The 24,898-nt window shown below is 74.5% G+C and carries 28 protein-coding genes and 1 pseudogene; 12 read left to right on the top strand and 17 right to left on the bottom strand.

Annotated elements, in window-relative coordinates:
• Positions 1–16 precede the first annotated feature (16 nt).
• The 4 genes from ABZW10_RS13660 to ABZW10_RS13645 all read left to right on the top strand — a co-directional run bounded on the left by ABZW10_RS13660 (position 17) and on the right by ABZW10_RS13645 (position 3,928).
• Entirely contained in the window at positions 17–577 is a 561-nt protein-coding gene (locus ABZW10_RS13660; RefSeq protein WP_355363699.1) for a hypothetical protein, read from the top strand.
• Positions 578–763: 186 nt separating this feature from the next.
• Complete coding sequence (locus ABZW10_RS13655) at positions 764–2,083, top strand: CBS domain-containing protein (protein WP_355363697.1); 1,320 nt, start codon at positions 764–766, stop codon at positions 2,081–2,083.
• Positions 2,073–2,711 carry a DUF1003 domain-containing protein gene (locus ABZW10_RS13650; protein ID WP_355363695.1) on the top strand — a complete coding sequence of 213 codons (639 nt, stop codon included), beginning with the start codon at positions 2,073–2,075 and terminating at the stop codon, positions 2,709–2,711. Before ABZW10_RS13655 ends, ABZW10_RS13650 begins: the two co-directional genes overlap by 11 nt.
• A gap of 56 nt (positions 2,712–2,767) precedes the next feature.
• Positions 2,768–3,928 carry an Mrp/NBP35 family ATP-binding protein gene (locus ABZW10_RS13645; RefSeq protein ID WP_355363693.1) on the top strand — a complete coding sequence of 387 codons (1,161 nt, stop codon included), beginning with the start codon at positions 2,768–2,770 and terminating at the stop codon, positions 3,926–3,928.
• Positions 3,929–4,000: 72 nt separating this feature from the next.
• On the opposite strand, the gene ABZW10_RS13640 is transcribed toward ABZW10_RS13645, so the two are convergent.
• From ABZW10_RS13640 to sigE, 4 genes are all read right to left on the bottom strand, one after another.
• On the bottom strand, positions 4,001–4,675 hold the full coding sequence (locus ABZW10_RS13640; protein ID WP_355363691.1) for a hypothetical protein: 675 nt from the start codon (positions 4,673–4,675) through the stop codon (positions 4,001–4,003).
• A gap of 255 nt (positions 4,676–4,930) precedes the next feature.
• Entirely contained in the window at positions 4,931–5,383 is a 453-nt protein-coding gene (locus ABZW10_RS13635; protein ID WP_355363689.1) for a sec-independent translocase, read from the bottom strand.
• Between the two features lie 141 nt (positions 5,384–5,524).
• Positions 5,525–6,526 carry a zf-HC2 domain-containing protein gene (locus ABZW10_RS13630; RefSeq protein WP_355363687.1) on the bottom strand — a complete coding sequence of 334 codons (1,002 nt, stop codon included), beginning with the start codon at positions 6,524–6,526 and terminating at the stop codon, positions 5,525–5,527.
• Positions 6,523–7,380 (bottom strand): RNA polymerase sigma factor SigE, encoded by an 858-nt coding sequence (gene sigE, locus ABZW10_RS13625; RefSeq protein ID WP_355364026.1) that lies wholly within the window; start codon positions 7,378–7,380, stop codon positions 6,523–6,525. Before sigE ends, ABZW10_RS13630 begins: the two co-directional genes overlap by 4 nt.
• A 218-nt stretch (positions 7,381–7,598) precedes the next feature.
• Here sigE and ABZW10_RS13620 point away from each other — a divergent pair, with 218 nt between their 5' ends.
• On the top strand, positions 7,599–8,231 hold the full coding sequence (locus ABZW10_RS13620) for an O-methyltransferase (RefSeq protein WP_355364023.1): 633 nt from the start codon (positions 7,599–7,601) through the stop codon (positions 8,229–8,231).
• A gap of 133 nt (positions 8,232–8,364) precedes the next feature.
• Here ABZW10_RS13620 and ABZW10_RS13615 read toward each other — a convergent pair whose 3' ends face one another.
• A complete protein-coding gene (locus ABZW10_RS13615; RefSeq protein ID WP_014137929.1) occupies positions 8,365–8,532 on the bottom strand; it encodes a DUF3117 domain-containing protein in 168 nt (55 codons plus the stop codon).
• A 297-nt stretch (positions 8,533–8,829) separates the two neighbouring features.
• Between ABZW10_RS13615 and ABZW10_RS13610 the strand changes: the two genes are divergently transcribed.
• On the top strand, positions 8,830–9,630 hold the full coding sequence (locus tag ABZW10_RS13610; RefSeq protein ID WP_355363685.1) for an enoyl-CoA hydratase-related protein: 801 nt from the start codon (positions 8,830–8,832) through the stop codon (positions 9,628–9,630).
• Positions 9,631–9,633: 3 nt separating this feature from the next.
• On the opposite strand, the gene ABZW10_RS13605 is transcribed toward ABZW10_RS13610, so the two are convergent.
• Both ABZW10_RS13605 and ABZW10_RS13600 read right to left on the bottom strand, forming a co-directional pair.
• Positions 9,634–10,227: a DNA-3-methyladenine glycosylase I gene (locus ABZW10_RS13605; RefSeq protein WP_355363683.1), complete on the bottom strand. Its 594-nt coding sequence runs from the start codon at positions 10,225–10,227 to the stop codon at positions 9,634–9,636.
• The gene (locus ABZW10_RS13600; protein WP_355363681.1) at positions 10,224–10,676 is read right to left on the bottom strand and encodes a DivIVA domain-containing protein; all 453 of its coding nucleotides are present in this window, start codon (positions 10,674–10,676) and stop codon (positions 10,224–10,226) included. The genes ABZW10_RS13605 and ABZW10_RS13600 overlap by 4 nt, the downstream gene beginning before the upstream one ends.
• A 156-nt stretch (positions 10,677–10,832) precedes the next feature.
• Here ABZW10_RS13600 and folP point away from each other — a divergent pair, with 156 nt between their 5' ends.
• Positions 10,833–11,645 carry a dihydropteroate synthase gene (gene folP, locus ABZW10_RS13595; protein WP_355364020.1) on the top strand — a complete coding sequence of 271 codons (813 nt, stop codon included), beginning with the start codon at positions 10,833–10,835 and terminating at the stop codon, positions 11,643–11,645.
• An 18-nt stretch (positions 11,646–11,663) separates the two neighbouring features.
• Here the strand turns inward: folP and ABZW10_RS13590 are convergent, their stop codons facing one another.
• Together ABZW10_RS13590 and dapE are read right to left on the bottom strand one after the other, a co-directional pair.
• Positions 11,664–12,473 (bottom strand): TIGR00730 family Rossman fold protein, encoded by an 810-nt coding sequence (locus ABZW10_RS13590; RefSeq protein WP_355363679.1) that lies wholly within the window; start codon positions 12,471–12,473, stop codon positions 11,664–11,666.
• Positions 12,474–12,572: 99 nt separating this feature from the next.
• Positions 12,573–13,646, bottom strand: coding sequence for a succinyl-diaminopimelate desuccinylase (gene dapE / locus ABZW10_RS13585; RefSeq protein ID WP_355363677.1), 1,074 nt, complete (start codon positions 13,644–13,646; stop codon positions 12,573–12,575).
• A gap of 136 nt (positions 13,647–13,782) precedes the next feature.
• On the opposite strand from dapE, the gene ABZW10_RS13580 reads away from it, so the two are divergent.
• Entirely contained in the window at positions 13,783–14,805 is a 1,023-nt protein-coding gene (locus ABZW10_RS13580; protein ID WP_355363675.1) for a hypothetical protein, read from the top strand.
• A gap of 312 nt (positions 14,806–15,117) precedes the next feature.
• A pseudogene (locus ABZW10_RS13575) lies at positions 15,118–15,231 on the top strand (ATP-binding protein); the annotation flags it as partial.
• A 783-nt stretch (positions 15,232–16,014) separates the two neighbouring features.
• Here ABZW10_RS13575 and dapC read toward each other — a convergent pair.
• Together dapC and fdxA are read right to left on the bottom strand one after the other, a co-directional pair.
• Positions 16,015–17,178, bottom strand: coding sequence for a succinyldiaminopimelate transaminase (gene dapC, locus ABZW10_RS13570; RefSeq protein WP_355363673.1), 1,164 nt, complete (start codon positions 17,176–17,178; stop codon positions 16,015–16,017).
• Positions 17,179–17,198: 20 nt separating this feature from the next.
• Complete coding sequence (gene fdxA / locus ABZW10_RS13565) at positions 17,199–17,525, bottom strand: ferredoxin (RefSeq protein WP_030061559.1); 327 nt, start codon at positions 17,523–17,525, stop codon at positions 17,199–17,201.
• A gap of 265 nt (positions 17,526–17,790) precedes the next feature.
• Between fdxA and ABZW10_RS13560 the strand changes: the two genes are divergently transcribed.
• Complete coding sequence (locus ABZW10_RS13560) at positions 17,791–18,702, top strand: GNAT family N-acetyltransferase (protein ID WP_355363671.1); 912 nt, start codon at positions 17,791–17,793, stop codon at positions 18,700–18,702.
• Between the two features lie 91 nt (positions 18,703–18,793).
• Positions 18,794–19,675: a transglutaminase-like domain-containing protein gene (locus ABZW10_RS13555; RefSeq protein WP_355363669.1), complete on the top strand. Its 882-nt coding sequence runs from the start codon at positions 18,794–18,796 to the stop codon at positions 19,673–19,675.
• Between the two features lie 26 nt (positions 19,676–19,701).
• On the opposite strand, the gene ABZW10_RS13550 is transcribed toward ABZW10_RS13555, so the two are convergent.
• Together ABZW10_RS13550 and ABZW10_RS13545 are read right to left on the bottom strand one after the other, a co-directional pair.
• On the bottom strand, positions 19,702–20,334 hold the full coding sequence (locus tag ABZW10_RS13550) for a response regulator transcription factor (protein ID WP_355363667.1): 633 nt from the start codon (positions 20,332–20,334) through the stop codon (positions 19,702–19,704).
• 11 nt (positions 20,335–20,345) lie between these two features.
• Positions 20,346–20,528, bottom strand: coding sequence for a hypothetical protein (locus ABZW10_RS13545; RefSeq protein ID WP_355363665.1), 183 nt, complete (start codon positions 20,526–20,528; stop codon positions 20,346–20,348).
• Between the two features lie 72 nt (positions 20,529–20,600).
• Here ABZW10_RS13545 and ABZW10_RS13540 point away from each other — a divergent pair, with 72 nt between their 5' ends.
• Positions 20,601–21,548, top strand: coding sequence for a MerR family transcriptional regulator (locus ABZW10_RS13540; protein WP_355363663.1), 948 nt, complete (start codon positions 20,601–20,603; stop codon positions 21,546–21,548).
• Positions 21,549–21,596: 48 nt separating this feature from the next.
• On the opposite strand, the gene ABZW10_RS13535 is transcribed toward ABZW10_RS13540, so the two are convergent.
• From ABZW10_RS13535 to ABZW10_RS13520, 4 genes are all read right to left on the bottom strand, one after another.
• Entirely contained in the window at positions 21,597–21,725 is a 129-nt protein-coding gene (locus ABZW10_RS13535) for a hypothetical protein (protein ID WP_355363661.1), read from the bottom strand.
• 85 nt (positions 21,726–21,810) lie between these two features.
• Complete coding sequence (locus ABZW10_RS13530; RefSeq protein WP_355363659.1) at positions 21,811–23,052, bottom strand: histidine kinase; 1,242 nt, start codon at positions 23,050–23,052, stop codon at positions 21,811–21,813.
• A gap of 8 nt (positions 23,053–23,060) precedes the next feature.
• Positions 23,061–23,783 carry an ABC transporter permease gene (locus ABZW10_RS13525; protein ID WP_355363657.1) on the bottom strand — a complete coding sequence of 241 codons (723 nt, stop codon included), beginning with the start codon at positions 23,781–23,783 and terminating at the stop codon, positions 23,061–23,063.
• On the bottom strand, positions 23,780–24,766 hold the full coding sequence (locus ABZW10_RS13520) for an ABC transporter ATP-binding protein (RefSeq protein ID WP_355363655.1): 987 nt from the start codon (positions 24,764–24,766) through the stop codon (positions 23,780–23,782). Before ABZW10_RS13520 ends, ABZW10_RS13525 begins: the two co-directional genes overlap by 4 nt.
• Positions 24,767–24,898: the final 132 nt, after the last annotated feature.

Raw genomic sequence — 24,898 nt, 5'->3', positions numbered from 1 at the left:
CCGTACGCTGTGCGCCATGGACCGTACGCCTGCCGCAGCCGCGACCGCCGACGACTTCCTCGACCGGGCCCTGCTGGAGGAGGCCGCGAAGAAGTCCGGCCTGCTCTGGGTCCGGGCGGACGGCCAGGAGCACGCGCGGGCGCTCTGGCACGCCTGGCACGACGGCGCGGTGGTGGTGGTCGGCGACGGCGCCGAGCAGCCGCTGCACGGACTGGCCGGCGGCGCGGGCGCGACAGTGACCGTGCGCAGCAAGGACAAGGGCGGCCGGCTGACCGGCTGGCCGGCCCGGGTGGTCGAGCTGACCCCGGGCGGCGTGGCCTGGCTGGGCGCGGTCGAGGAGCTGAAGGGCAAGCGGCTGAACGCGCCGGACACCGACGCCATCACCGACCGCTGGGCCCGCGAGTGCCGGGTGCTGCGGCTGGAGCCGGCCGGTACGGCGGGCGCCGAACTCGCCGAGCGGCCCGGCGCGATGCCGGAGGACTCGCACGTCGCGGCCCCACTGCCCACCCCGGCCACCACCCGCCGTCCGATCCCGGCCGGCCTGCCGAAGCTGCTGCTGGGGCGTCGCAAGGGCTGACGCCCCGGCACGCGTCCCGCCCTCCCCCTCGCCCCTCCCCTTCCCCTCTCCCTCTCGCCTCTCCCCCGCCGACCGATTCGCCCGCTTTCGCCGAGCCCGGGCGGAGATGCCCGAGTACGCTTGGCCGCGGGGCGTGGCCGCGCGCCCGACCAGGCGTCGAGCGAGGCGAGGGGAGTCCAGGAGTCCATGGCAGGGCCAGGCAACCGGGTCTTCATCTCGCACCTCTCCGGCATCGCGGTCTTCGACCCCAACGGCGACCAGGTCGGCCGGGTCCGGGACGTCGTGGTCGCCCTGCGGATCGGCGGGCGCCCGCCCCGGGTGCTCGGCCTGGTGGTGGAGGTGGTCGGCCGGCGCCGGATCTTCCTGCCGATGACCAGGGTGACCAGCCTGGAGTCCGGCCAGGTGATCACCACCGGTGTGATCAACATGCGCCGGTTCGAGCAGCGCCCCGCCGAGACGCTCGTCCTCGCCGAGCTGCTGGACCGCACCGTCACCTGGACCAAGAACGGCCAGGACGTCACCGTCCTGGACGTCGCGATGACCCAGACCCGGCTGCGCGAGTGGGAGATCGGCAAGGTCTTCGTCCAGGTCGGCCGGGTCGGCCGGCTGCGCAAGGCGCGCGGCGAGACGCTCACCCTGGACTGGCAGGACGTCACCGGCTTCACGCTGCCCGAGGAGAACCAGGGCGCCGCCAACCTGCTCGCCACCTTCGACCAGCTGCGCCCCGCCGACCTCGCCAACGTCATGCACCACCTGTCCGCCAAGCGCCGCGCCGAGGTCGCCGCCGCCCTCGACGACGAACGGCTCGCCGACGTCCTGGAGGAGCTGCCCGAGGACGACCAGGTCGAGATCATCGGCAAGCTGAAGGACGAACGGGCCGCCGACGTCCTGGAGGCGATGGACCCGGACGACGCCGCCGACCTGCTCTCCGAGCTGCCCGGCGACGAGGCCGAGCGGCTGCTCCAGCTGATGGAGCCGGACGAGGCCGAGCCGGTGCGCCGGCTGCTGACCTACGAGGAGAACACCGCCGGCGGTCTGATGACCACCGAACCGATCGTGCTGGAGCCGGACGCCACCGTGGCCGAGGCGCTGGCCCGGGTGCGGGTCTCCGACCACAAGCCGGCGCTGGCCGCGCAGGTCTTCGTCTGCCGCCCGCCGAACGAGACCCCGACCGGCAAGTACCTGGGCACCGTGCACTTCCAGCGGCTGCTGCGCGAGCCCCCGTACATCCTGGTCGGCTCGCTGGTCGACGACGATCTCGACCCGCTGCCGCCGGACACCCCGCTCTCGCTGATCACCAGCTACCTGGCGACGTACAACATGGTCGCCGCGCCCGTCGTCGACGACGCGGACCACCTGGTCGGGGCGGTCACCGTGGACGACGTGCTGGACCACCTGCTGCCGGAGGACTGGCGGGAGGCCTCGCTGCACGGCGTACCCGCCGCGGGCCCCGCCGGCGGGCCGGCCGACGGCCGCGACGAGAAAGAGGTGACCGGTGGACGCTGACCGCAAGGGCCGGCGGGACGAGTCCCCGCGCCAGCGGCTCCAGGGCGAGCTGCGTCAGCTGCGCCAGCTGCGCGAACTGCGCGCCCGCGAGGGCGCCCGGGACCGCCGCACCGAGCCCGCCACCGGCAGCAGCCCGGTCGCCCGCAGCCGGCTCGACCAGCCGCGCACCGCCCGCCCCGGGCTGATCACCCTGCCGTCCTACGACCCGGAGGCCTTCGGCAAGCTCTCCGAGCGGATCGCCCGCTTCCTGGGCACCGGACGGTTCATCGTCTGGATGACCGTGGTGATCATCATCTGGGTCGCCTGGAACACCCTGCTGCCCGACGCCGCCCGCTTCGACGACTACCCCTTCATCTTCCTGACCCTGGTGCTCTCCCTGCAGGCCTCCTACGCGGCGCCGCTGATCCTGCTGGCGCAGAACCGGCAGGACAACCGGGACCGGGTCAACATGGAGCAGGACCGGGCCCGCAGCGACCGCAACATCGCCGACACCGAGTACCTGACCCGCGAGGTCGCGGCGCTGCGCCAGGGCCTCGGCGAGGTCGCCACCCGGGACTTCGTCCGCTCCGAACTCCAGTCGCTGCTCAGGGAGATCGACGAGCGCCGGGAGGCCTCCGAGGTGCTGTGACCCGCAGCACGCTACCGACCGGTTATGCACCCCGCGCGGCGCCGTACCATCAAGGCATGGCCAACGAGACAGAGGTCGCGGCCGGCGCCACGGAGGAGTCCGTGCGCCAGGCGCTGGCGACCGTCAACGACCCGGAGATCAACCGTCCGATCACCGAGATCGGCATGGTGAAATCGGTCGAGATCGGCGAGGACGGCGCCGTGCGGGTCGCGGTCTACCTGACCGTCTCGGGCTGCCCGATGCGCGACACCATCGTCACCCGGGTCCGCGAGGCCGTCGGCCGCGTCCCCGGCGTGACCGGCGTCGAGGTCGAGCTCGACGTGATGAGCGACGAGCAGCGCAAGGAGCTCTCCCAGCTGCTGCGCGGCGGCGCCCCCGAGCGGGAGATCCCGTTCGCCAAGCCCGGCACGCTGACCCGCGTCTACGCGGTCGCCTCCGGCAAGGGCGGCGTCGGCAAGTCCTCGGTGACCGTCAACCTGGCCGCCGCGATGGCCGCCGACGGCCTGAAGGTCGCCGTGGTCGACGCCGACATCTACGGCCACAGCGTGCCGCGCATGCTGGGCGTCGAGGGCCGGCCCACCCAGGTCCAGGACATGATCATGCCGCCGCAGGCGAACGGCGTGAAGGTCATCTCGATCGGCATGTTCACCCCGGGCAACGCCCCGGTGGTCTGGCGCGGCCCGATGCTGCACCGCGCCCTGCAGCAGTTCCTCGCCGACGTGTACTGGGGCGACCTGGACGTCCTGCTGCTGGACCTGCCGCCCGGCACCGGCGACATCGCCATCTCGGTGGCCCAGCTGGTCCCCAACGCGGAGATCCTGATCGTCACCACCCCGCAGATGGCCGCCGCCGAGGTCGCCGAGCGGGCCGGCACCATCGCGGTGCAGACCCACCAGAAGATCGTCGGCGTGATCGAGAACATGTCCGGCATGCCGTGCCCGCACTGCGACGAGATGATCGACGTCTTCGGCACCGGCGGCGGCCAGACCGTCGCGGAGGCGCTCACCCGGACCGTCGGCGCCACCGTCCCGGTGCTCGGCTCCATCCCGATCGACGTCCGGCTGCGCGAGGGCGGCGACGACGGCCGCCCGGTCGTCCTGGCCGCCCCCGATTCCCCCGCCGGCGCCGCCCTGCGCGCCGTCGCCGGCAAGCTCGGCGGCCGGCAGCGCGGCCTGTCGGGCCTGTCCCTCGGGCTCACCCCCAAGAACAAGTTCTGACGCGCCGCCAACAGACGCGCGCAGGGGCCCGCCGGATCGTCCGGCGGGCCCCCGCGCGCGTCCGGCGCGGTGCTACGGGCGGGTGTAGGCGGTCAGGTCGGGGACGGCGGTGAAGCCGGCGCCGTAGGCGCTGACGCCGCGGCCGTAGGCGCCGAGCAGGACACCACGGGCCTCGCCCGCGAGCACCCAGCCGTACTCGGACTCGCGGTAGCGGAACGGCTGCGGCAGACCGTTGACCGGGAGGCTGAGGGTGGACCAGCAGGGGCCCTCCAGGTCGTCGGCGAGGTCCCAGGCGAGCGTGGACTGCTGGTCCAGCCAGTCCTGGCGCCGCGCGCGGTCCAGCTGGCCCGGCCAGGTGGCGGCCAGCAGGCCGGAGCTCGCCAGCCAGGCCGCGGAGGAGGCGGAGGTCGCCTCCAGGGTGCCGGTGTTGTCGGCGCTGCGGCGGCTCTCCCGGCGGGCGACGGTGACGACGACGGCGAACTTCCGCACGTCCCGCGGCTCGTACTGGCGGGCCGGCTCCTCGCCGTGGCCGAGGCTGCCGTAGTCGACGGTGCCGTGGGCGCCCGACCGCGGGCCGCCGAAGCCGCTCGGCAGCAGGAAGCGGCGGCCGGTCCAGCCCTCGTCGAGGCCGTACCAGGGGAAGTCCGCGGACAGGTACGGCACCAGCGGGTCCGCCGGGCCGGCCTGTCCGCCGACCACGGGTCCGCCGGCCGTGGCCGTCCCCGCCGCCTGACTCGTCGCGTCCATCCCCGGGCCTCCTCAACGACGTGTGCCTGCCGTGGCGCGCTCCCATCGTGGCGTACCGCGGCCTCCCCACCGGCCGTCTTCGGCCCGGAAGGGACCGGAAAGTGACAGACGGCACAGCGGGAACAATCAGCACAATAGCGGCGCACACGCCGCCGCCCCGCTCAACCCTGTGGTCGGCGCCCCGATTCCTCCCGCCTCAGGACGGGCCGAAGGCCACCGCCCCGAGCCGAAGCGACCTGGAGGCGAGCGGGCGGGTCACGTCGCGTCGGGGTCGAACGGGGGGCGTTCGCCGGGGGCGAGCGGGGCACCGGCCGGGGCGGCGGAGGCGGGGGCCGGGGCGGCGGACTTGTCGAAGGAGACGCTGCCCGCGCGGCCGGTGCCGTTGACCACGGCGGCCGGCTTGTCGTCCAGCACGGAGCGGATGTCCAGGGTGTCCCGCATCTCCTTGAGGCCCAGCGGGTCCTCCTCGCCGCCCATCAGCTGCTTGCGCACGAAGGTCTTCGGGTTGAGGTCCTCGAACTCGAAGTCCTTGAACTCCGGCCCCAGCTCGCTGCGGATGTCCTCCTTCGCGGTGTCCGCGAAGGACCGGATCTTCCGGATGAAGCCCATCGTGTCCTGGATCAGCTTCGGCAGCTTGTCCGGACCGAAGATCACGATGGCCATGATGGCCAGGGTCAGGATCTCCAGTGTGCCCACGTCGCTGAACACCAAAGCTCCCTAAGCTCGCGATCGGATCGGACGGACGCTCCTCACAGGGTAATGGCCATCGACGGGTCCATGACCCCTGATGTGATGAAGCCGTGGTGAAGACCCGCCGATGATCCCTGCCGCGAGGGGCCGGTGCTGCGGCTATCTGTTCTCGTGGTGCAGACCGGCGACGCCGGAACTCGGCGACCGTTCCGGCAAGTCGTACGGCGGGAGCGCGCCCCGGGTGACCGCCACCGGGCGCAGCGGCAGGTCCACCGCCGGCACCTGGGCGTTCATCGGGACCATCCCGCCCCGGCCGCCCGCCGGGCTGACCGTGGTGCCGTGCTGCTCGTCGCCCGGGCCGGCGACGCTGCCGACGCCGCCGAGCGTCACCGCGGCGACCGAGAAGGCGCCGGCCGCGGCGAAGACGAAGCGCCGCCCGCGCGCCGGGACCTGCCGGGCCACCGGGGCGGCGGCGGCCGCCGCCAGCGGCTGGACCGGGTCGACCGGACGGGCCGAGCGCCGCCCGATCAGCGGGCGCAGCACCGAACCGCGGCCGAACGCCCGGGGGTCGACGCCGGGCACCGGCGTGTCCGCGCCGAGCGCGCCCGCGCCGAAGGAGGCTCCGGCGCCGCGGCCGAACGAGCCGCCGTCCAGCCGGCTGCCGCCGAGCGTGCCGGCGGACGGGACACCGCCGCCGGGCAGGTCGTCGTCGTCCCGGCGCGGCGACTCGGCGCGCGGCGGGGAGTCGTCCTCCGGGAGCGCTCCGACGGCCAGCAGCCGGGCCATCAGCCCGGCGGACGGGCCGGGCGTGCCGGTGCGGGTGAGCAGGTGCTTGACGTTGCGGCCCTCGTCGGCCTCGGCGAGGCACTGCGGACAGGTCGCCAGGTGGGCCTGGACGCGCTCGCGCGAGTCGTGGCCGAGTTCGCCGTCGACGAAGGCGGACAGCCGGTCGCCTAGGTGGTGCTCCTCGGCTGCGGGCTCGACGCCCCGTACGGCCACGGCGCGCAGCGCCGGCTCGCCCGGGGGTGCCGGCTGCGGCGCGGGGTCGGCCGCGGTGCCGTCCTGGCCCCGGCGGCCCAGGGCGGGCCAGCCCGCGCGGCGGGTGGTGGTGCGGCCGGGCGTCTCCGGGTGGCCCGGCCCCGATCGGCCGGTTCCGCTCACGATCGCCTCCGTCCGCGCCCGCCCGGTGCGACCGCGGCCCCGCCGGCGGCGGCGCCGACCGGCACCGGCAGCTCCTCGGCACTGCCGCCGCGGCGCTCGCGGCCGGGGGCCGAGCCGGGGGCGCGGTGCTTGAGCGCGGCGCGCAGGTGCGAGCGGCCGCGGTGGATGCGGCTGCGGACGGTGCCGAGCTTGACGCCGAGCGTGGCCGCGATCTCCTCGTAGGAGAGGCCCTCGATGTCGCAGAGCACGACGGCGGCGCGGAACTCGGGCGCCAGGGTGTCCAGCGCGTGCTGGACGTCGGCGTCGAAGTGGGTGTCGCTGAAGTGCTGGGCCGGGCTCGGCTCGCGGGAGGCGAGGCGCTCGGCCGCGTCCTCGCCGAGCGCGTCGAAGCGGATGCGCTGGCGGCGGCGGACCATGTCCAGGAACAGGTTGGTGGTGATCCGGTGCAGCCAGCCCTCGAACGTGCCGGGGGTGTAGGTGGACAGCGAGCGGAACACCCGGACGAAGACCTCCTGGGTGAGGTCCTCGGCGTCGTGCTGGTTGCCCGTCAGGCGGTAGGCGAGGCGGTAGACGCGGGCGCTGTGGGCCTCGACGATCTCCTCCCACGTGGGGGGAGTCCAGGTCTGCGCGTCGGGTCCCTCGGCGAAGGTCGCGAGGGCGGGAGCCTCGGCGGTACCGGCGGCCGGCGCCTGGTGCGCGGGGGCCGGCTGGTCCAGGGTGGAGTGCGCAGGCTGGTTCATCACGGGCTTCGGCGTACGGGTCGACGCGGTGCCGCGGGAGTGCCGCCGCACAGGGACGTCGCCCTCGGCCACACCTCCTCGGTCGGCTCTTCTGCCCAGCAGGGCCACCACCATATCCACCTCGCCCGTCAAGCCCGGATAAGAAGCGTCCGGGACCGGCCGACCCGGATGACCCGGTCCGGAGGGTGTCCGGGAGGTCATGTTCCCCCGGTCCCTGCTCGACCAACGGCCCGCCGCCGTACGCGGTTCCCGTCCGGCCAGTAATCTGTGGCAGGAAATATCGACATCCGCTCCGCGCCGGGCCGTCACCCGGGGCTCCGAAAGAGGCAGCCATCAGCGAGTTCGGGCCCGCGCGCGCGGCCCTCGCCGACACCTACGTCGGCGAGGACGCGGTGCTGACCTACGCCCGGGCACAGTCCGCGCGGACCGGGATACGGGCGATCGGGCCGAGCGGCGGGGCCTGCCTGCGCCTGCTGGCCGCGGCGCTGGACGCCAAGGCGGTGGCCGAGATCGGCACCGGGACGGGCGTCTCCGGGGTGTACCTGTTGCGCGGGATGCGGCCGGACGGGGTGCTCACCACCGTCGACTCCGAGCCGGTGCGCCAGCAGCTGGCGAAGGAGGCGTACCAGGCGGCCGGGTTCGCGGCCAACCGCTCGCGGTTCATACCGGGCCGGGCGCTGGAGGTGCTGCCCCGGCTCGCGGACGGCCAGTACGACCTGGTGTTCTGCGACGGGGACCCGGCGGAGTCCCGGGAGTACCTGTCCGAGTCGCTGCGGCTGCTGCGGCCGGGCGGGATGGTCTGCTTCGAGGGCGTGTTCCAGGAGGGCCGGCTGGCCGAGCCGGAGCTGCAGGACCCGCAGACCCAGTCGGTGCGGGACATGGTCCAGGCCGTCCGGGAGAGCGAGGCGCTGCTGCCCGCGCTGCTGCCGGTCTCGGACGGGCTGCTCTGCGCCGTGAAGCGCTAGAAGGACCGGAAGGGCCGGAAGGGCCGGAAGGGCTTTCCGGCGGCGTCCGGAAAAGTACGGGGCCCGGGCCGACGCGATGGTCGTACCCGGGCCCGGCAGCACATCTCCAGGAGATGGCGAGCACCTGCTGCGGTCAGCCGCAGGCCTTCTTCAGGGCCTCGCCGAGGGCGTCGGCCTCGTCAGGCGTGAGCTCCACCACGAGGCGTCCGCCGCCTTCGAGCGGAACGCGCATGATGATGCCCCGCCCCTCTTTGGTGACTTCGAGCGGGCCGTCACCCGTCCGCGGCTTCATGGCCGCCATGCTCGTTCCCCTTCCTGCAACCGCTCAGCTACGCACCGGCAGTCCGTCCACCGCCGGTATCGAACGCATTGATCGGAAGCCATTATCCCGCATGCGACGGCCTGATGACCAACATCACTCTCGGCGCAACCTCGTCCGGATCACCGCAATCCCGCACATTTTCCGGCATAAGCCCCGGCGCGGCGCCGGTCCGCAGGGCGCCGAAAGGTGCGATACCTCACACTCCCCAGGCGGCCGGGGACTCCGGCATCCTGGCAGCGACGATCAGAGCCGATCACGAGCAGGGAGCCCTCACCCATGTCCGATTCCGTGCTGTACGAGCTGGACGGCGGCCTGGCCGTCATCACCCTCAACCGCCCCGAGGCGATGAACGCGCTGGACGTGGCGACCAAGGTGGCGCTGCGCGACACCGTGACCGCCGCCGCCGAGGACCCGGCGGTGCGGGCGGTGCTGCTGACCGGCGCGGGTGACCGGGCGTTCTGCGTCGGGCAGGACCTCAAGGAGCACCTGGGCCTGCTGAAGCGGGCCGAGGAGACCGGCGAGGGCGCGCTGAGGACCGTCGCCGAGCACTACAACCCGCTGCTGCGGGCGCTGGCCGGGATGCGCAAGCCGACGGTGGCGGCGGTCGGCGGGGTGGCGGCCGGCGCGGGCGCCTCGCTGGCCTTCGCCTGCGACTTCCGGATCCTCGCGGACTCCGCCGGCTTCAACACGGCGTTCGCCGGGATCGCGCTGACCGCCGACTCCGGTGCGTCCTGGACGCTGCCGCGGCTGGTCGGGCACGCCAGGGCGACCGAGCTGCTGATGCTGCCGCGCACCGTGAAGGCGGCCGAGGCGATGGAGCTGGGCCTGGCCACCAAGGTCGTGCCGGCCGCCGAACTGGCCGCCACCGCCCGGGTGTTCGCCAAGGAGCTGGCCGAGGGCCCGACGGTGGCGTACGGCGCGATCAAGGAGTCGCTGGCGTACGGCGCCGCGCACTCGCTGAGCGAGCTGCTCGACAAGGAGGACGAGCTGCAGACACTGGCCGGCGAGAGCGAGGACCACCGGATCGCGGTGCGCGCCTTCATCGCCAAGGAGAAGCCGAAGTACCTCGGGCGGTAGGCGCTACCCCCGCAGGGCGGTGCGGACGTGGCAGTCGGCGAGGTGGTCGTCGACCAGTCCGCAGGCCTGCATCAGCGCGTACGCGGTGGTCGGGCCGACGAACCGGAAACCGGCCTTCTTCAGGGCCTTGGCCAGCGCCGTCGACTCCGGCGTGACGGCCGGCACCTCGCCGAGCGTGCGGGGCGCCGGCCGGTCCGGGTCACCGGCGAACTGCCAGATCAACGCGTCCAGTCCGCCGTCGAGGTCGCGGGCGACCCCGGCGTTGGCGATCGACGCCTCGATCTTGGCCCGGTTGCGGATGATGCCGGTGTCGGCGAGCAGCCGCTCGACGTCGGCCGCGCCGAACTCCGCCACCTCGGCGATCCGGAAGCCGGCGAAGGCGGCCCGGAAGCCCTCCCGGCGGCGCAGGATGGTGATCCAGGACAGGCCGGACTGGAAGGCCTCCAGGCAGACCCGCTCGAACAGCGCGTCGTCGCCGTGCACCGGGCGGCCCCACTCGGTGTCGTGGTAGACCCGGTAGTCGTCCGTCGAGTCGCCCCAGGCGCAGCGGCGCAGCCCGTCCGCGCCGAGCACGGCGCCGCCGGGCTCGGCGCTCACTCCCGGCCCTCGGGCTCGGCGTCCACGGGCCTCGCGTCCTCGGGGCCCGGTGCCGCAGCGGCCTTGGCGAGGGCGACGGCGGGCTCGACGACCCGGGCGAACTCCTCCAGGCCGGGCAGCGGCTCGGCCCCGGGCTCCGGGCGGTCGTCGGCCACGACGGCGCCGCGCACCGCGGCCAGCGCCTCCAGTTCGGCGATCCGGGCGTCGCGGTGGGCGAGTTCGGCACCCAGCCGGTCGAGGACGTCGTCCACCTCGTCCATCCGGTAGCCGCGCACGGCCATCGGCAGGCGCAGTGCCTCGACGTCGCCCTGGCCCAGCGGACGGTCCTGCGGCAGGCGGGCGGAGATACGGTCCTGCACGGCCTCCGGCAGCGAACCGCCGCCGCCCAGCGCCACCAGCGCGGCACCGCCGACCACCACGGCCATCGCCGCCACGATCACCCAGAACACGAGCGGTCCTCCCGATTTTCCGGCCGGCCCCGACAGGAGTGGGATCATGGTCCCGATGGGCCGGGGGACATCATCGCACCCGCAGCAGCTGTGGAGGAGACATCGGTGGCACTGCGCCTGGGACCACGGGAATTCGGCGACGACGAGCTGGTGATCATGGCGATCGTCAACCGGACGCCCGACTCCTTCTTCGACAGGGGCGCGACTTTCGCCGACGAGGCCGCGTTCGCCGCGGCCGACCGCGCGATGGCCGAGGGCGCCGCGATCCTGGACATCGGCGGGGTGAAGGCCGGCCCCGGCGACGAGGTGACCGTCGAGGAGGAGCTGCGGCGCACCGTGCCGTTCGTCGCGGAGCTGCGCAAGCGCCACCCGGAGGCCGTGATCAGCGTCGACACCTGGCGGCACGAGGTCGGTGAGGCCGTCTGCGAGGTGGGCGCGGACCTGCTGAACGACGCCTGGGGCGGGGTGGACCCGCGGCTGGCCGAGGTGGCCGCCCGCCACGACGCCGGGCTGGTCTGCACCCACGCGGGCGGCGCCGAGCCGCGCACCCGGCCGCACCGGGTCGGTTACCAGGACGTGATGGCGGACATCCTGCGGGTGACCGTCGGTCTGGCCGAGCGGGCGGTGGAGCTGGGCGTGCGGCGGGACGCGGTGATCATCGACCCGGGGCACGACTTCGGGAAGAACACCCGGCACTCGCTGGAGGCGACCCGGCGGCTGCCGGAGATGACCGCGACCGGCTTCCCGGTGCTGGTGTCGCTCTCCAACAAGGACTTCGTCGGCGAGACCCTCGACAAGCCGGTGGACGAGCGGCTGCTCGGCACGCTGGCCACCACGGCGGTCTCCGCCTGGCTGGGCGCCCGGGTGTACCGGGTGCACCAGGTGGCGGAGACGCGGCAGGTGCTGGACATGGTCGCCTCGATCCGCGGCACCCGCCCCCCGGCGGTCGCCCGCCGGGGACTGGCCTGAGGCCGGAAGGATCCGGATCTAGATCTCGTCCGCCGGGCGGCGGGCGTCGGCGAGGATCTTCATGACCTCGTCGATCTCGTCGGTGACGTGGAACAGCTCCAGGTCGTGCGGGGCCGCCTTGCCCTGCGCGACCAGGGTGTCGCGCAGCCAGTCGACCAGCCCGCCCCAGTAGGCGCTGCCGAAGAGGATCACCGGGAAGCGGGTGACCTTCTTCGTCTGCACCAGGGTGAGCGCCTCGAACAGCTCGTCCAGCGTGCCGAGTCCGCCCGGCAGGACGACGAAGCCCTGGGCGTACTTCACGAACATCGTCTTGCGGACGAAGAAGTAGCGGAAGTTCAGCCCGAGGTCGACGAACTCGTTGAGCCCCTGCTCGAAGGGCAGCTCGATGCCGAGCCCGACGCTGAGCCCGCCGGCGTCCGAGGCGCCGCGGTTGGCCGCCTCCATCGCGCCCGGACCGCCGCCGGTGATCACCGCGTAGCCGGCCTCGACCAGCGCCCGGCCGATCGCCACCCCCGCCGCGTACTCGGGTGAGTCGACCGCGGTCCGGGCCGAGCCGAAGACGCTGACCGCGGGCGGGAGTTCGGCCAGCGCGCCGAAGCCCTCGACGAACTCGGAGGTGATCCGCAGCACCCGCCACGGGTCCGTGTGCAGCCAGTCGGTGGGACCGGTGGTGTCCAGCAGGCGCTGGTCCGTGGTGCTCTCGCCGACCTGGTCCCGGCGCACCAGCACCGGGCCCTTCTGCTTCTCGGGCCACGCCTTCTTCGCGCGTGGCTCGCCCACCTGCTCGGGGCCGTGCCCGTAGCGCTTCTCGTCTCCAGTGCCTGTCATGACGAAACCCTACGCCCGCCCCTCCCCTTTTTCAGGCAACGGTGGAAGGTCGGTTGGACGACCGGAAGGTGGCCTGCCGCCGATGGCCGGACGGCCGGCTCAGGCCGTCAGCCAGGCGCGCAGCCGCTCCTCGGTCCGCGCGATGGCGCTCAGCGAGCAGTGCTCGTCCCGCTTGTGCGCCATGTTCGGGTCGCCTGGGCCGTAGTTGACCGCCGGGACGCCGAGCGCGCTGAACCGGGCCACGTCCGTCCAGCCGAACTTGGCGCGGGCGGTGCCGCCGGTCGCGGCGAGGAAGGCCTGCGCGGCCGGCTGGTTGAGGCCGGGCAGCGCCCCCGGGGCGAAGTCGGTGACGGTGACCTCGAAGCCGTCGAAGACCTCGCGCACGTGCTTCTCGGCGTCGGCCTCGTCGCGGTCCGGCGCGAAGCGGAAGTTGACCGTCACCACGCACTCGTCGGGGATGACGTTGCCGGCCACGCCGCCGTCGATGCGCACCGCGTTGAGGCCCTCGTGGTACTCGAGACCGTCGATCTCGACCAGGCGCGCCCGGTACTCGGAGAGCCGGCGCAGCACCTCGCCGGCCTTGTGGATGGCGTTGTCGCCGAGCCAGCTGCGGGCCGAGTGCGCGCGGACGCCGCCGAGCCGGACCTGCGCGCGCAGGGTGCCCTGGCAGCCGCCCTCGACGACCGCCCCGCTGGGCTCCATGAGCACCGCGAAGTCGGCGGCGAGCCAGTCGGGGTGGACCCGGGCGAGGTGGCCGAGGCCGTTGCGGTCGGCCTCCACCTCCTCGCAGTCGTAGAAGACGAAGGTGAGGTCCCGGTTGGGCTCGGGCAGGGTGGCGGCGAGCCGGAGCTGGACGGCGACGCCGGACTTCATGTCCGAGGTGCCGCAGCCGTGGAGCAGGTCGCCCTCGACCCAGGAGGGCACGTTGTCGGCGATCGGCACGGTGTCGATGTGGCCGGCCAGCACGACGCGCTCGGCGCGGCCGAGGCCGGTGCGGGCGACCACGTTGTTCCCGTACCGGTCGACGGTCAGGTGCGGGTAGGCCCGCAGGGCGGCCTCGATCGCGTCGGCGAGCGCCTGCTCGTCGCCGCTGACGGAGGGGAAGTCGACCAGCTGGGCGGTCAGCGCGCCGCCGTCGAGGGTGAGGTCAAGGGGCGTCTTCGGGCTGCTCATGGTCGCCCAGCCTAGTCGGGTCGCCGGCACCCCCTGTGGCAGTGCTGTGACAGGGCCGGAGGCAACCACCCGTCACCGCACACCCGTCCGACTGGGTACGGTGTCGGTTCGGAGTGCTCGGCGGAGAGGGGCGGCGGTGGCGAGGCGAGAGGGCGGCGGCGGGGGCGAGGACGCGGCACCCCGGCGGCGCCGCAGGCCGCTGCGGGTGGTGCTGATCGGTCTGCTGGTGCTGGCCGTGGTCGCGGGGGCGCTGTTCTGGCTGCGCGACAACAAGCTGCTGACCCCCGAGGGCTGCTCGGTGAAGACACCGGCCGGCGAGGGCACGCTGGAGGTCCCGCAGGCGGCCAACGCGGCGACCATCGCCGCCGTGGCGCACGCCCGCGGCCTGCCGGACCGGGCGGTGACCATCTCGCTGGCCACCGCGATGCAGGAGTCCAAGATCCGCAACCTGGCCGGCGGCGACCGGGACTCGGTGGGCCTGTTCCAACAGCGGCCCTCGCAGGGCTGGGGCACCGTGCAGCAGATCATGGACCCGGTCTACGCGACCAACAAGTTCCTGGACGGCCTGGTCAAGGTGCCCGGCTACACCCGGCTGCCGCTGACCGACGCGGCCCAGCAGGTGCAGAAGAGCGGCTACCCGCAGGCCTACGCCAAGCACGAGACCAAGGCGACCCTGCTGGCCTCCGCGCTGACCGGCCGCGAGGCGGCCTCGCTGAACTGCGTGGTGCACGACTTCGCCGAGCCGGACACCGACGCGGAGAGCGCCCCGCCGGCCGGGGCCGCGCCCGCCACCGGTGCCGCGACGCCGGCCGGCCCGGACCGGGCCCAGGTGCTGAGCGACCGGGTGCGCCGCGAGTTCGGCCGGACGGTCACCCCGGCCACCGGCTACTCCTCCACCGTCAAGGGCGCGGAGAACGCCGTCTCGCTGACCCCGGACCCGACCGCGTCCACCGACTCCGGCCCGGACGCCGAGCGGCAGAACGGCTGGGCGGTGGCGCACTGGGCGGTGACGCAGGCGCAGAAGCTGGGCATCGAGACCGTCGCGTACGACGGGAAGATCTGGCGGAAGGCGAAGTCCGAGGACGGCTGGAAGCCGCAGCCGACCGGCACCTCGACCAAGCTGGTGCTGGTCTCGCTGGCCGCCCCCGCGAAGGGCTGACGGCCGCCGGAGGCGGCGGGCCCGGGGCATTGACGCACTGGTGTCCGGGTTGCCGCCGACCGGGTGATTCGCGTCCATCGCGGTGGACGGCGGGCCGGCCGGGGAGGGTGGCGCGCAGAACCGTCACTCCCCTTGGCCCGTCACGGGCGCGCACCTCGGTCCGGGGCCCGGAACACCCCTCCGCGCGGTCCTACCATCCGATCGTCGACCCGACGGTTTCCTTGCCCGGGCCGAAACCTTCTGGCTTCTCAAGCGGTAACAACGTCGTCCGCCCGGCGGACGGGACGGACCCAGACCCCTCCGAGGAGCCCCATGTCTCACCCCCTCACGCGCCGGATCGCCCAGGCCGCGCTGCTCGTCGCGGCCGGCGCGACCCCGCTGGTCGCGGCCGGCTCCGCGTCCGCCGTCGACGCCCTGCTGCCGAAGGGCGACCTGGCCGCGCCGCTGGGCCAGCTCACCAACACCGACGCCGGGTCCACTCTGCAGCACACCACCCACCAGCTGGGCCAGGCGGCCGGGAACACCGGCGCCGCCACGGTCGCCGCGGGCCTGCCCGCCGCCGCCGACGCGACCGGCAACATCGTCGCCCAGCAGCTGCCCGAGGCGAACGAGAAGGCCGGCTCGCTGACCGCCCCGGTCGACCAGACCGCCGCCACCACCGGCGAGCTCTCCCGCGTCGCCCCGCAGGTCGCCCAGGCGCTGGCCGGCAAGCTCGGCGAGGCCGTCACCGGCAAGAGCGCCACCCCGCAGCGCAGCTCGCACGCCGGCCTCGGCCCGGTCGGCGAGCTCGCCCCGGCCGCCGGCACCGTCACCAGCGCCGTGCCGGGCGGCAGCGGGGTCGCCCAGGCGATCCCCAGCACCACCACCGTCACCGACGCGCTGCCGCTCGGCACGGTCACCCGGGCACTGCCCGCCGACCTGCCCGGCGCCGACGTGCTGGGCCTCGCCGAGCACGGATCGGCCAACCGCCTCGGCGGTGCCGACCTCGGCGCGAACAGCCCGCTGAACGGTCTGGGCGGCCTCACCAGCGCGCTCGGCCCGCTCAGCGGCCTGCTGGGCGGCCTCAACGGCGGTTCGCTGAGCGGCCTGCCGATCGGCTGAGCCCGCACCGGCACCGGCTGGGCGCACACCGGCCGGACCCGCCCGCACAGCGGCGAGGGGCCGGCGTCCGGAAACCCGGACGCCGGCCCCTCGCACGTGCGCCTGCGGCTACCGCGCCCCGGCCGCCGCGCGCAGCCGCTCGACGGCCGCCGCGACCCGCTCGTCGGTCGCGGTGAACGCGACCCGCACGAACCGCCCGCCGGCCGGACCGTAGAAGTCGCCGGGCGCCACCAGGATGCCCAGCCCGGCCAGCTCGGCCACCGTCTCCCAGCACGGCCGGTCCTGGGTCGCCCACAGGTAGAGGCTGGCCTCCGAGTGCTCGATCCGGAAGCCGTACGCCTCCAGCGCCGCCCGCAGCGCCGCGCGCCGGGCCGCGTAGCGCTCCCGCTGCTCGGCCACGTGCGCGTCGTCCCCGAGCGCGGCGGCCGTGGCCGCCTGCACCGGGGCCGGCACGATCATGCCGCCGTGCTTGCGCACCTCCAGCAGCTCCCTGACCACCACCGGGTCGCCCGCCACGAAGGACGCGCGGTAACCGGCCAGGTTGGAGCGCTTGGACAGCGAGTGCACCGCGAGCAGGCCCTCGTGGCCGCCCTCGCCGCACACCTCGGGGTGCAGCACGGACACCGGCTCGGCCTCCCAGCCGAGCTCCAGGTAGCACTCGTCGCTGACCAGCAGCGCCCGGTGCTCGCGCGCCCACTCCACCGCGCGGCGCAGCTCCGGCGCGCCGAGCACCCGCCCGGTCGGGTTGGACGGCGAGTTGACCCACAGCAGGCGCACCCGGGAGCCGTCCAGCTCGTCCACCGAGTCGTACTCGACCGGCTCGGCGCCGCACAGCCGCGCGCCCACCTCGTAGGTCGGGTAGGCCAGCCGCGGGTAGGCGACCTGATCGCCGGGGCCGAGGCCCAGCTGGGTCGGCAGCCAGGCGACCAGCTCCTTGGAGCCGACGGTCGGCAGGACGGCCTGCGGGCCGATCTCGGCGCCGAGCCGGCGGTGCAGCCAGCCGGCGATCGCCTCGCGCAGCTCCGTCGGCCCCCAGACGGTCGGGTAGCCGGGTGTGTCGGTGGCGGCCGCGAGGGCCTTCTGGATCACCTCGGGCACCGGGTCGACCGGGGTGCCGACGGAGAAGTCGCAGAGCCCGCCGGGGTGGGCCAGCGCGGTCGCCTTGTACGGCTCCAGCTTGTCCCAGGGGAACACCGGCAGCAGGTCGGAAACGCGGCGCGCCGCTCCCGGGTGGCCCGGGAACGGCGCGTGCGTGCTGTTCTTGGTAGTCACAGCTCAGTTGCCACCAGTCGTCAGTGGTCGGCGTTCTGCGGCGGCAGAGCGGCGATGAACGGGTGGTCGCGCTCGATCAGGCCGAGCTTCGAGGCACCACCGGGCGAACCGAGGTCGTCGAAGAACTCGACGTTCGCCTTGTAGTAGTCCTTCCACTCCTCCGGCGTGTCGTCCTCGTAGAAGATCGCCTCGACCGGGCAGACCGGCTCACAAGCGCCACAGTCGACACACTCATCCGGGTGGATGTAGAGCGATCGCTCGCCCTCGTAGATGCAGTCAACCGGGCACTCTTCGATGCACGCCTTGTCCTTGACGTCGACACAAGGCTGCGCGATGACGTAGGTCACGCTGTCGTTCCTCCTCGGAAGGGCTCGGCGGCCCATTCTGTTTTCTCGCGTGCGCGGGTGAGCGCGGCGTCGTCGATGCCCGCCCCTAGTATCGCGGGTCGGAGACCGCAAATGCACAGGAGGTGCCCAGATGGCCGCCGAAGGGCCGGTTCAGGACCGTCCGGAGGTCCGGATAGATCGCTCTGACGTGGGCCGCCGGGTCAGTGTTCGACGGCTCGCCGGGTTCGCCGACGACAACCGGCCAGTGTTCCGCGATGTGATCGGTGTGCTCGCATCCTGGGACGCCGACGGGCTCACGGTGGTGCCGCGGTCCGGCGATCCGGTCTCCTTCGACGAGAAGCTGCTGGTCGCGGGCAAGGCCGTGCCGCTCTTCCCGGCCCGGCGCGCACCGCTGCCGCCGACCGGTCCGGCCGAGCTCCAGCGGATCGCCGCCCGCGGCTGGCCCGCCGTCGAGCAGGAGCCGCTGGGCGCCTGGACGCTGCGCGCCTCGGCCGGGTTCACCCGGCGCGCCAACTCCGTGCAGGCGCTCGGCGACCCCGGCATGCCCCTGGACGAGGCGCTCACCACCGCGCGCCGGTGGTACGCGGCGCGCGGTCTGCCGGCCTGGGTGGAGGTCAGCACCCCCGGCTCGCCGGACGCGCTGCGCGCCGAGCTGGACCGGCTGGGCGCCGGGTACGCGCCGACCCTGGTCCGGACGGCCGGGCTGGCACCGCTGACCCGGCTCGGCGACCCGGCCGGCCGGGACCGGGTGCGGCTGGCCCGGACCGCCTCGCCCGACTGGATGTCGCTGTACCGGCGGGTGACCGACGACCCGGCGGTGGAGCGGGCCGCCCGCACGGTGATCCACGGCGGCCCCTCGGTCTGGTTCGCGACCGTGCACGACACCCGCGGCGCCGGGACCGGGGAGGGCGGCACCCCGCCGGTCCTCGCCGTCGGACGCTGCGTCATCGACGGACCGTGGGCCTGCTTCGGCGCCATCGAGGTGGCACCGGGGGCCCGCCGCCGGGGACTGGCCACGGCGGTGACGGCGGTGCTCGCCGCCCGGGCCGCCGAGGAGGGCGCGAGCGGCGCGTACCTGCAGGTGGAGGCGGAGAACGCCGGGGCGATCGCGCTCTACGACCGATTGGGCTTCACGACCAGTCACACTTACCACTACGCGCTCCTGCCCCAGGGGTAGGGCGCCGCCGCCGGAACCCGGGCCCCGGGAGCTGGAACCCGGAACCCGCGACCGCCTGTCCGCCCGCCCTACGAAAGCCGCCGCCACCGCCGTGACCGAGCAGAGCAGAGCACGCTTCCGGACCGAGGCCCGGGCCGAGCAGCCCGATCCGGTGCTGCTCTGCCTGCTCGCCGCCGCCGAGCACACCCCCGGCCCCGACCCCGCGGACCCCGACGACCTCCAGGGCCCGCCCTCCGTCGACGCCCTGCTCGCCGCCTGCGCGGCGGCCCTGGAACGGCACGCGGCCGCCGTCCGGCGCGCCGTCGCCGAACGGGCCCCGGCCGGTCCGGAGGAGACCGCCGCCCTGCTGGCCGCCGTCCTCGGCGGGCGGGAGCGCTTCCACGGGCGCAAGTCCGACTACCGGCGGCTGGAGTCCTCGCTGCTGCCCGACGTGCTGCGGCGCCGGCGCGGGCTGCCGATCATGCTCGCGCTGGTCTGGTCCGCCGTCGCCCGCCGGGCCGGACTCACCGTGCACGGCATCGCCCTGCCCGGCCACTTCATCGTCGCGGTCGGCGGGCCCGCCGGCGGCGAGGAGTACGTCCTGGCCGACCCCTTCCACGGCGGCCGGCTGCTCGACCTCGAGGACGTGGCCCGGCTGGTGCGCGCCGCCGGGCAGGAGTTCACGCCCGAGCTGCTCACACCCGCGCAGCCGCTGGACGTCGTCCTGCGGGTGCTCGGCAACATCCGCACCTGGGCCGCCGACCGCCCCGAGCACGCCCGCACCCAGCTGTGGGCCACCGAACTCGCCCTGCTGCTCCCCCGCCACCCGGCCCAGCTCCGCCTCGAACGCGCCGAGCTGCTGGTGCGCACCGGCGACTTCCTGGGCGGGGCGAAGGAGATGGACGAGTACGCCGGGATCCTGGACGCCTTCGACCCGGACGCCGCCGCCAAGGTCCGCCAGGAGGCCCGGGCCGCCCGCCACCGGCTGAACTGAGCCTCCCCGCCGCCCTGGGACGTGTCCTAGAGCCAGCCCTTCTCCCGGGCGATCCGGACCGCCTCGGTGCGGTTGCGGGCCTCGGTCTTCTGGATCGCCATCGAGAGGTAGTTGCGCACCGTGCCCTCCGACAGGTGCAGCCGCGCGGCGATGTCCGCGTTCACCGCGCCGTCCGCCGCGGCGGCCAGCACATCCCGCTCGCGGGCGGTCAGCGGGTTCGCCCCCTCGGCCAGCGCGGCCGCGGCCAGCACCGGGTCGATCACCCGCTCGCCGCGCAGCACCCGGCGGATCGCCTCGGCCAGCTCGGCGGCCGGGGCGTCCTTCACCAGGAACGCGTCCGCGCCCGACTCCATCGCCCGCCGCAGATAGCCGGGACGGCCGAAGGTGGTCGCGATCACCACCCTGGTCTGCGGCCGGTGCTCGCGCAGCAGCGCCGCCGCCTCGATCCCGGTCATCCCCGGCATCTCGATGTCCAGCACCGCCACCTGCACGTCGTGCGCGATCGCCGCGTCCAGCACCTCGTCGCCGCGCCCCACCTGGGCGACGACGTCGATGTCCCCCTCCAGCCCGAGCAGCGCGGCCAGCGCCTCCCGGACCATCCCCTGGTCCTCCGCCAGCAGCACCCGCACCGAGGGCCGGTCCTTCCGAATCTCACTCATGGCGCCCGACCCTACGGCGTCCCGGCCGGCAGCGGCCGGACCAGGAGCACCCCCGGCTCCGGGCCGACGACGGTCAGCCGGATCTCGGTCCCGTCCACCACGGCCGGCCGGGCCGGGGGCTGCTCCGGCTCCTCCGTGAACCGCGCCACCAGCAGAACCCCCGACAGCCCGGCGCGCCGGGTCCGTTCGTCCACCCCCGTGCCGACGCAGCGTACTCACCGCGGCCCCTTGAGTCTCCCCCGGGGGGAGACGCCAAGCTGGGAGCCATGCGGGACGACGAGCTCGACAACACCCTGTACTCCATCGGCGAGTTGGCCCGGCGCACCGGACTGACGGTGAAGGCCGTCCGGTTCTACGCCGACTCCGGGCTCGTCCCGCCCACCGCCCGCACGGCGGCCGGCTACCGCCGCTTCGACGTGCGGGCACTCGCCCGGCTCGACCTGGTCCGCACCCTGCGGGAGCTGGGTCTCGACCTGGCCACGATCCGGCGGGTGCTGGACCGTTCCGCCCCGCTGCGCGAGGTGGCCGCCGCGCACGCCGACGCGCTGGACGTGCAGATCCGCACGCTCCGGCTGCGCCGGACGGTGCTGCGGGCGATCGCCGAACGCGGTTCCACCACCGAGGAGATGAGACGCATGCACCAGCTCGCGAAGCTGTCCGACGCCGAACGCCGGCGCCTGGTCCACGACTTCATCGACGCCGTCTTCGGCGGCCTGGACGCCAATCCGGAGTTCGTCGCGATGATGCGCTCCGCGATGCCCGGGCTGCCGGACGAGCCGTCGGCCGAACAGATCGACGCCTGGGTCGAGTTGGGCGAACTCGTGCAGGACGAGGACTTCCGCGCCGCGGTCCGCCGGATGGCCGCCCACCAGGCGGCCGAGCGGGCGGCCGGCGACGACACCGGTCTGCACGGCGCCCTGTCCGAGACCGTCCGCACCACCGTGGCCGCCGCGCTCGCCGCCGGCGTCGCCCCCGACTCCCCCGCCGCCGCCCCCGCCCTCGACTCCCTGACCGCGGCCTACGCCGCCACCTTCGGCCGCCCCGACGACGCCGCCCTGCGCGCCTGGATCCTCGACCGCGTCGAGACCGCCGACGACCCCCGCGCCGAGCGCTACTGGCAGCTCCTCGCCGTCATCAACGGCTGGCCGGTCCAGGAGAGCCTCCACGACGTCTCCGCCTGGTTCACCACCGCCCTGCGGGCCTCGCTGGAGTAGGAAGTCGGACCGGCCGGCTTCCTGTTCCACGGGCCGGGTGTCACCCGGTCACCCGACGGGCCCGGTTCGAACTCCGGTGGGCGCCGCGCCTGCGGCGGCGTGGGCCTCGGTGAAGGCGGCGCAGAGGATCAGCGAGAGGAGCAGGACGACGAGCACCAGTGCGGCGGGCTTCGGCATGCCCGTCATGCTGCCCGCGACCGGGACCGGGACCGGCGGCACCACGCCGGTGCGGGGAGGGCGGAGGGTTCCTCCGCGCGGACCGCTAGGGCGTCGGGACGGAGGCCGTGCGCAGCGGTACCGCGGCCCGCAGCCGGAAGCCCCTGCCCCGCTCCCCCGGACCGGTCTCCAGCCGGCCGCCGACCAGTGCGAGCCGCTCCGCCAGGCCGGAGAGCCCGTTGCCCGGGTGGGACTTGCCCGGACCGGGGCCGTCGTCGGTGATCTCCAGGACGGCGTACCGCTCGCCGTCGCCCTCCCAGGCCTCGTCGGCCCGGACGGTGCAGACGGTGGCGCCCTCGCCGTGCCGGACGACGTTGGTGACCGCCTCGCGCAGCGCCCAGGCGAGCGCGCCCGCCTCCTCGGCGGCCAGGCCCGGCCAGGCGTCCGGCAGGTCCGGCGCGGCCTCCAGCGTGACCTGGGCGGCCGCCAGCGCGGTGCGGGCGGCCGCGAGCTCGACCGGCAGGGTGGGCCGGCGGAAGCCGGTGACGGCCTCCCGGACGTCGATCAGCGACTGCCGGGCGACCGTCTCGATGTCGGCGACCTGAGCCCGCGCCGCCTCGTCCTTGCCCGCGTCCATGAGGCGCCCGGCCAGCTCGCTCTTCAGGGTGATCAGCGACAGCGAGTGCCCGAGCAGGTCGTGCAGGTCGCGGGCGAGCCGCAGCCGCTCCTCGGAGGCGGCCAGGTGGGCGACGGCGGCGCGGGCCTCGCGCAGTTCCTTCATGGTGGCGACCAGGCGCTGCAGCCCGCTCATCGCGGCGCCCGCGAGGAAGGCGCTGAGCGTGAAGGTCCACACGCTGTCCATGTCGGCGTGGGTCAGCAGGCCGACCCCGGCGGTGAGCGCCGCCATGGCGAGCAGCGCGCGCAGGACGTACCGCGACGGTGTGATGATCGCGACGCAGACCGAGGCGTAGATGAACAGGGACAGGAAGGCGGTGCCGAGGACGAAGGTGGACGTCAGGGCGAGCCCCACCATCCCCGCGACGACCGCCCGGCAGGTCCGCGGCCGCATCCCGGGCATCGAGCGGAGGACCACCAGCAGGACGTAGCCGACGACGAAGGCCACCAGGCAGACCCAGCCGAGCACGGTGGCGCCCGTGCCGTGGCCGCCGTTCAGCAGGTCGCCCACCGGGTAGGCCAGGTAGATCATCCACAGCAGCATCCAGGAGACCTTGACCAGCAGCTGCCGCCCGGTCTCCACCGGGGCACCGGGGACGTTCATGAACGACACCCGCGCCACCTCCGCCTGCGGCTGTTCGTCGGCGGGGCGGGTCGGACGCGGGTCGCTCATGTCGATCATCATGCCTGCCGGGTGTCGCGGCGGTACAGCGCCGCCGCGGCGGCGGCGAACACGGCGAGGAAGGCGGCCAGCCCGGCGACGGCGGCGGTGTCCAGGGTGTGCCCGGGCCGGGTGAAGCTCGCCAGCTCGTTGTAGAGGTACACCGGGTTGAACCGGGCGAAGCGCTCCAGCGAGCCGCTCACCGGGAACCAGGTGCCGCCGAACAGCGCCATCACCATGTAGGTGATCATCACGATCGTCTGCACCGAGTCCGGCGCGGCCGCGTAGCCGAGCGCCACCCCGAGCGCGGCGAAGACGAAGCTGCCCAGCCAGAGCGCGAGCGCCAGGCCGATCCACTGCCCCGCGCCCAGCGAGACGCCCTGGCTCGCGCCGACCGCGAAGACCACCAGGATCGCGGGCAGCGTGGTCACCGCGCTGGCCGCGATCTTGCCGAGGGTGTACGCGCGGCCGGGCAGCGCGGTCAGCCGCAGCTGGCGCACCCAGCCGCTCTTGCGCTCCAGCGAGATCCGCTGGGCGCTGCCGGTCAGCACCGCGCCGACCGCGCCGAAGGTGGCCATCGAGACCATGAAGTAGGTCTTCACCGGCAGGCCGCCGGCGAGGTCCGTGGCGCCGTAGGCGTGGATGAAGAAGAAGTACATCAGCGCTGGGTAGGCGATGGTGAAGAGCAGGTAGCGGCGGTTGCGGAAGGTCCGCAGGATCTCCAGGCGGATCAGGGTGGTCATCGCGCACTCTCCAGGGCGGGCTCGGCGGACGAGGCCGACGAGGCGGACGGGACGGACCCGGCGGCGTCCTGCTCGCCGGTGATGGTCAGGAAGGCCTGCTCCAGGCCCAGTCCGGTGACCTCCAGGCCGCGCGGGTACAGGCCAGCCCGGTAGAGGGCGGCGACGGCGGCGTCCGCGTCGGCGGCCCGGATCCGCACCGTCCGCACACCGGGCACCCGGGCCGTGGTCTCCAGTCCCCGGACGCCGGGCAGCAGGCGCAGCGCGGCCTCGTCGAACGGGCCGTCCGCCTCGTGCAGCTCGAAGGCGATCCGGCGGGCGCCGGCCCGGGCCTTGATCTCGGCGGAGCTGCCGTCGGCGATCAGCCGGCCGCGGTGCAGGACGAGGACCCGGTCGGCGATCGAGTCCGCCTCCTCCAGGTAGTGGGTGGCGAACAGGACGGTGCGCCCGGCGTCGGCCTGCGCCCGCATGCTCGCCCAGAAGGCCTGCCGGACCGAGACGTCCATGCCGGTGGTGGGCTCGTCCAGGACGATGAGGTCGTTGGCGCCGGCGACGGCGAGGGCGAAGCGGACCCGCTGCTCCTGGCCGCCGGAGAGCCGGTCGACGCGGCGCTCGGCGAGGTCGGTGATGCCCGCGTCGGCGAGCACCTCGGCGACGGCCCGGCCGCGCGGGTGGACCTCGCAGGCGAGCCGCACCAGTTCGCGGACCTTGACGTCGGCCATCAGGCCGCCGCTCTGCAGCATCGCGCCGACCCGGCCGGCCGTGATCGCGGCCCGCGGGGTGCCGCCGAACAGCGTGACACTGCCGCGGTCGGGCTCGCGCAGGCCGAGCAGCAGGTCGAGACTGCTGGACTTGCCGGCCCCGTTCGGGCCCAGCAGGGCCACGGTCTCGCCCGGCCGCAGGACGAGGTCGAGGCCGTCCACGGCCCGCACCCGCCCGTAACTCTTGCTGACGCCCCGGAAGGCGGCGACTTCTCCCGCACCCATGGCCCTGGTCCTCCCTGCTGGTGCCGTGCTTGCCCCATCAGGGTCCCGCCGGCGTCTCGAAAAGGTATCCGGAATGAGGTCATGCCGTGGGCTCCCCCCTCATGGCCGAGCACTCAGGATACGGAACTGGTG

This window comes from Kitasatospora sp. NPDC004723 (genome assembly GCF_040609255.1).
In the GTDB taxonomy this organism is placed as follows: domain Bacteria; phylum Actinomycetota; class Actinomycetes; order Streptomycetales; family Streptomycetaceae; genus Kitasatospora.
Note: the sequence above shows the minus strand (reverse complement) of the source record. Positions and strands in the feature narration are given on the sequence as shown.

Excerpts from the sequence above, each read along its gene's own strand:
- ABZW10_RS13655 (WP_355363697.1), top strand. The coding sequence starts at position 764 with ATGGCAGGGCCAGGCAACCGGGTCTTCATCTCGCACCTCTCCGGCATC.
- ABZW10_RS13540 (WP_355363663.1), top strand. The coding sequence starts at position 20,601 with ATGCGGGACGACGAGCTCGACAACACCCTGTACTCCATCGGCGAGTTG.
- ABZW10_RS13590 (WP_355363679.1), bottom strand. The coding sequence starts at position 12,473 with ATGACAGGCACTGGAGACGAGAAGCGCTACGGGCACGGCCCCGAGCAG.
- ABZW10_RS13530 (WP_355363659.1), bottom strand. The coding sequence starts at position 23,052 with ATGAGCGACCCGCGTCCGACCCGCCCCGCCGACGAACAGCCGCAGGCG.
- dapE (WP_355363677.1), bottom strand. The coding sequence starts at position 13,646 with ATGAGCAGCCCGAAGACGCCCCTTGACCTCACCCTCGACGGCGGCGCG.
- folP (WP_355364020.1), top strand. The coding sequence starts at position 10,833 with ATGGCGATCGTCAACCGGACGCCCGACTCCTTCTTCGACAGGGGCGCG.
- ABZW10_RS13660 (WP_355363699.1), top strand. The coding sequence starts at position 17 with ATGGACCGTACGCCTGCCGCAGCCGCGACCGCCGACGACTTCCTCGAC.
- ABZW10_RS13535 (WP_355363661.1), bottom strand. The coding sequence starts at position 21,725 with ATGCCGAAGCCCGCCGCACTGGTGCTCGTCGTCCTGCTCCTCTCGCTG.
- ABZW10_RS13640 (WP_355363691.1), bottom strand. The coding sequence starts at position 4,675 with ATGGACGCGACGAGTCAGGCGGCGGGGACGGCCACGGCCGGCGGACCC.
- ABZW10_RS13550 (WP_355363667.1), bottom strand. The coding sequence starts at position 20,334 with ATGAGTGAGATTCGGAAGGACCGGCCCTCGGTGCGGGTGCTGCTGGCG.
- ABZW10_RS13520 (WP_355363655.1), bottom strand. The coding sequence starts at position 24,766 with ATGGGTGCGGGAGAAGTCGCCGCCTTCCGGGGCGTCAGCAAGAGTTAC.
- ABZW10_RS13645 (WP_355363693.1), top strand. The coding sequence starts at position 2,768 with ATGGCCAACGAGACAGAGGTCGCGGCCGGCGCCACGGAGGAGTCCGTG.
- ABZW10_RS13615 (WP_014137929.1), bottom strand. The coding sequence starts at position 8,532 with ATGGCGGCCATGAAGCCGCGGACGGGTGACGGCCCGCTCGAAGTCACC.
- sigE (WP_355364026.1), bottom strand. The coding sequence starts at position 7,380 with ATGGTGGTGGCCCTGCTGGGCAGAAGAGCCGACCGAGGAGGTGTGGCC.
- ABZW10_RS13610 (WP_355363685.1), top strand. The coding sequence starts at position 8,830 with ATGTCCGATTCCGTGCTGTACGAGCTGGACGGCGGCCTGGCCGTCATC.
- ABZW10_RS13525 (WP_355363657.1), bottom strand. The coding sequence starts at position 23,783 with ATGACCACCCTGATCCGCCTGGAGATCCTGCGGACCTTCCGCAACCGC.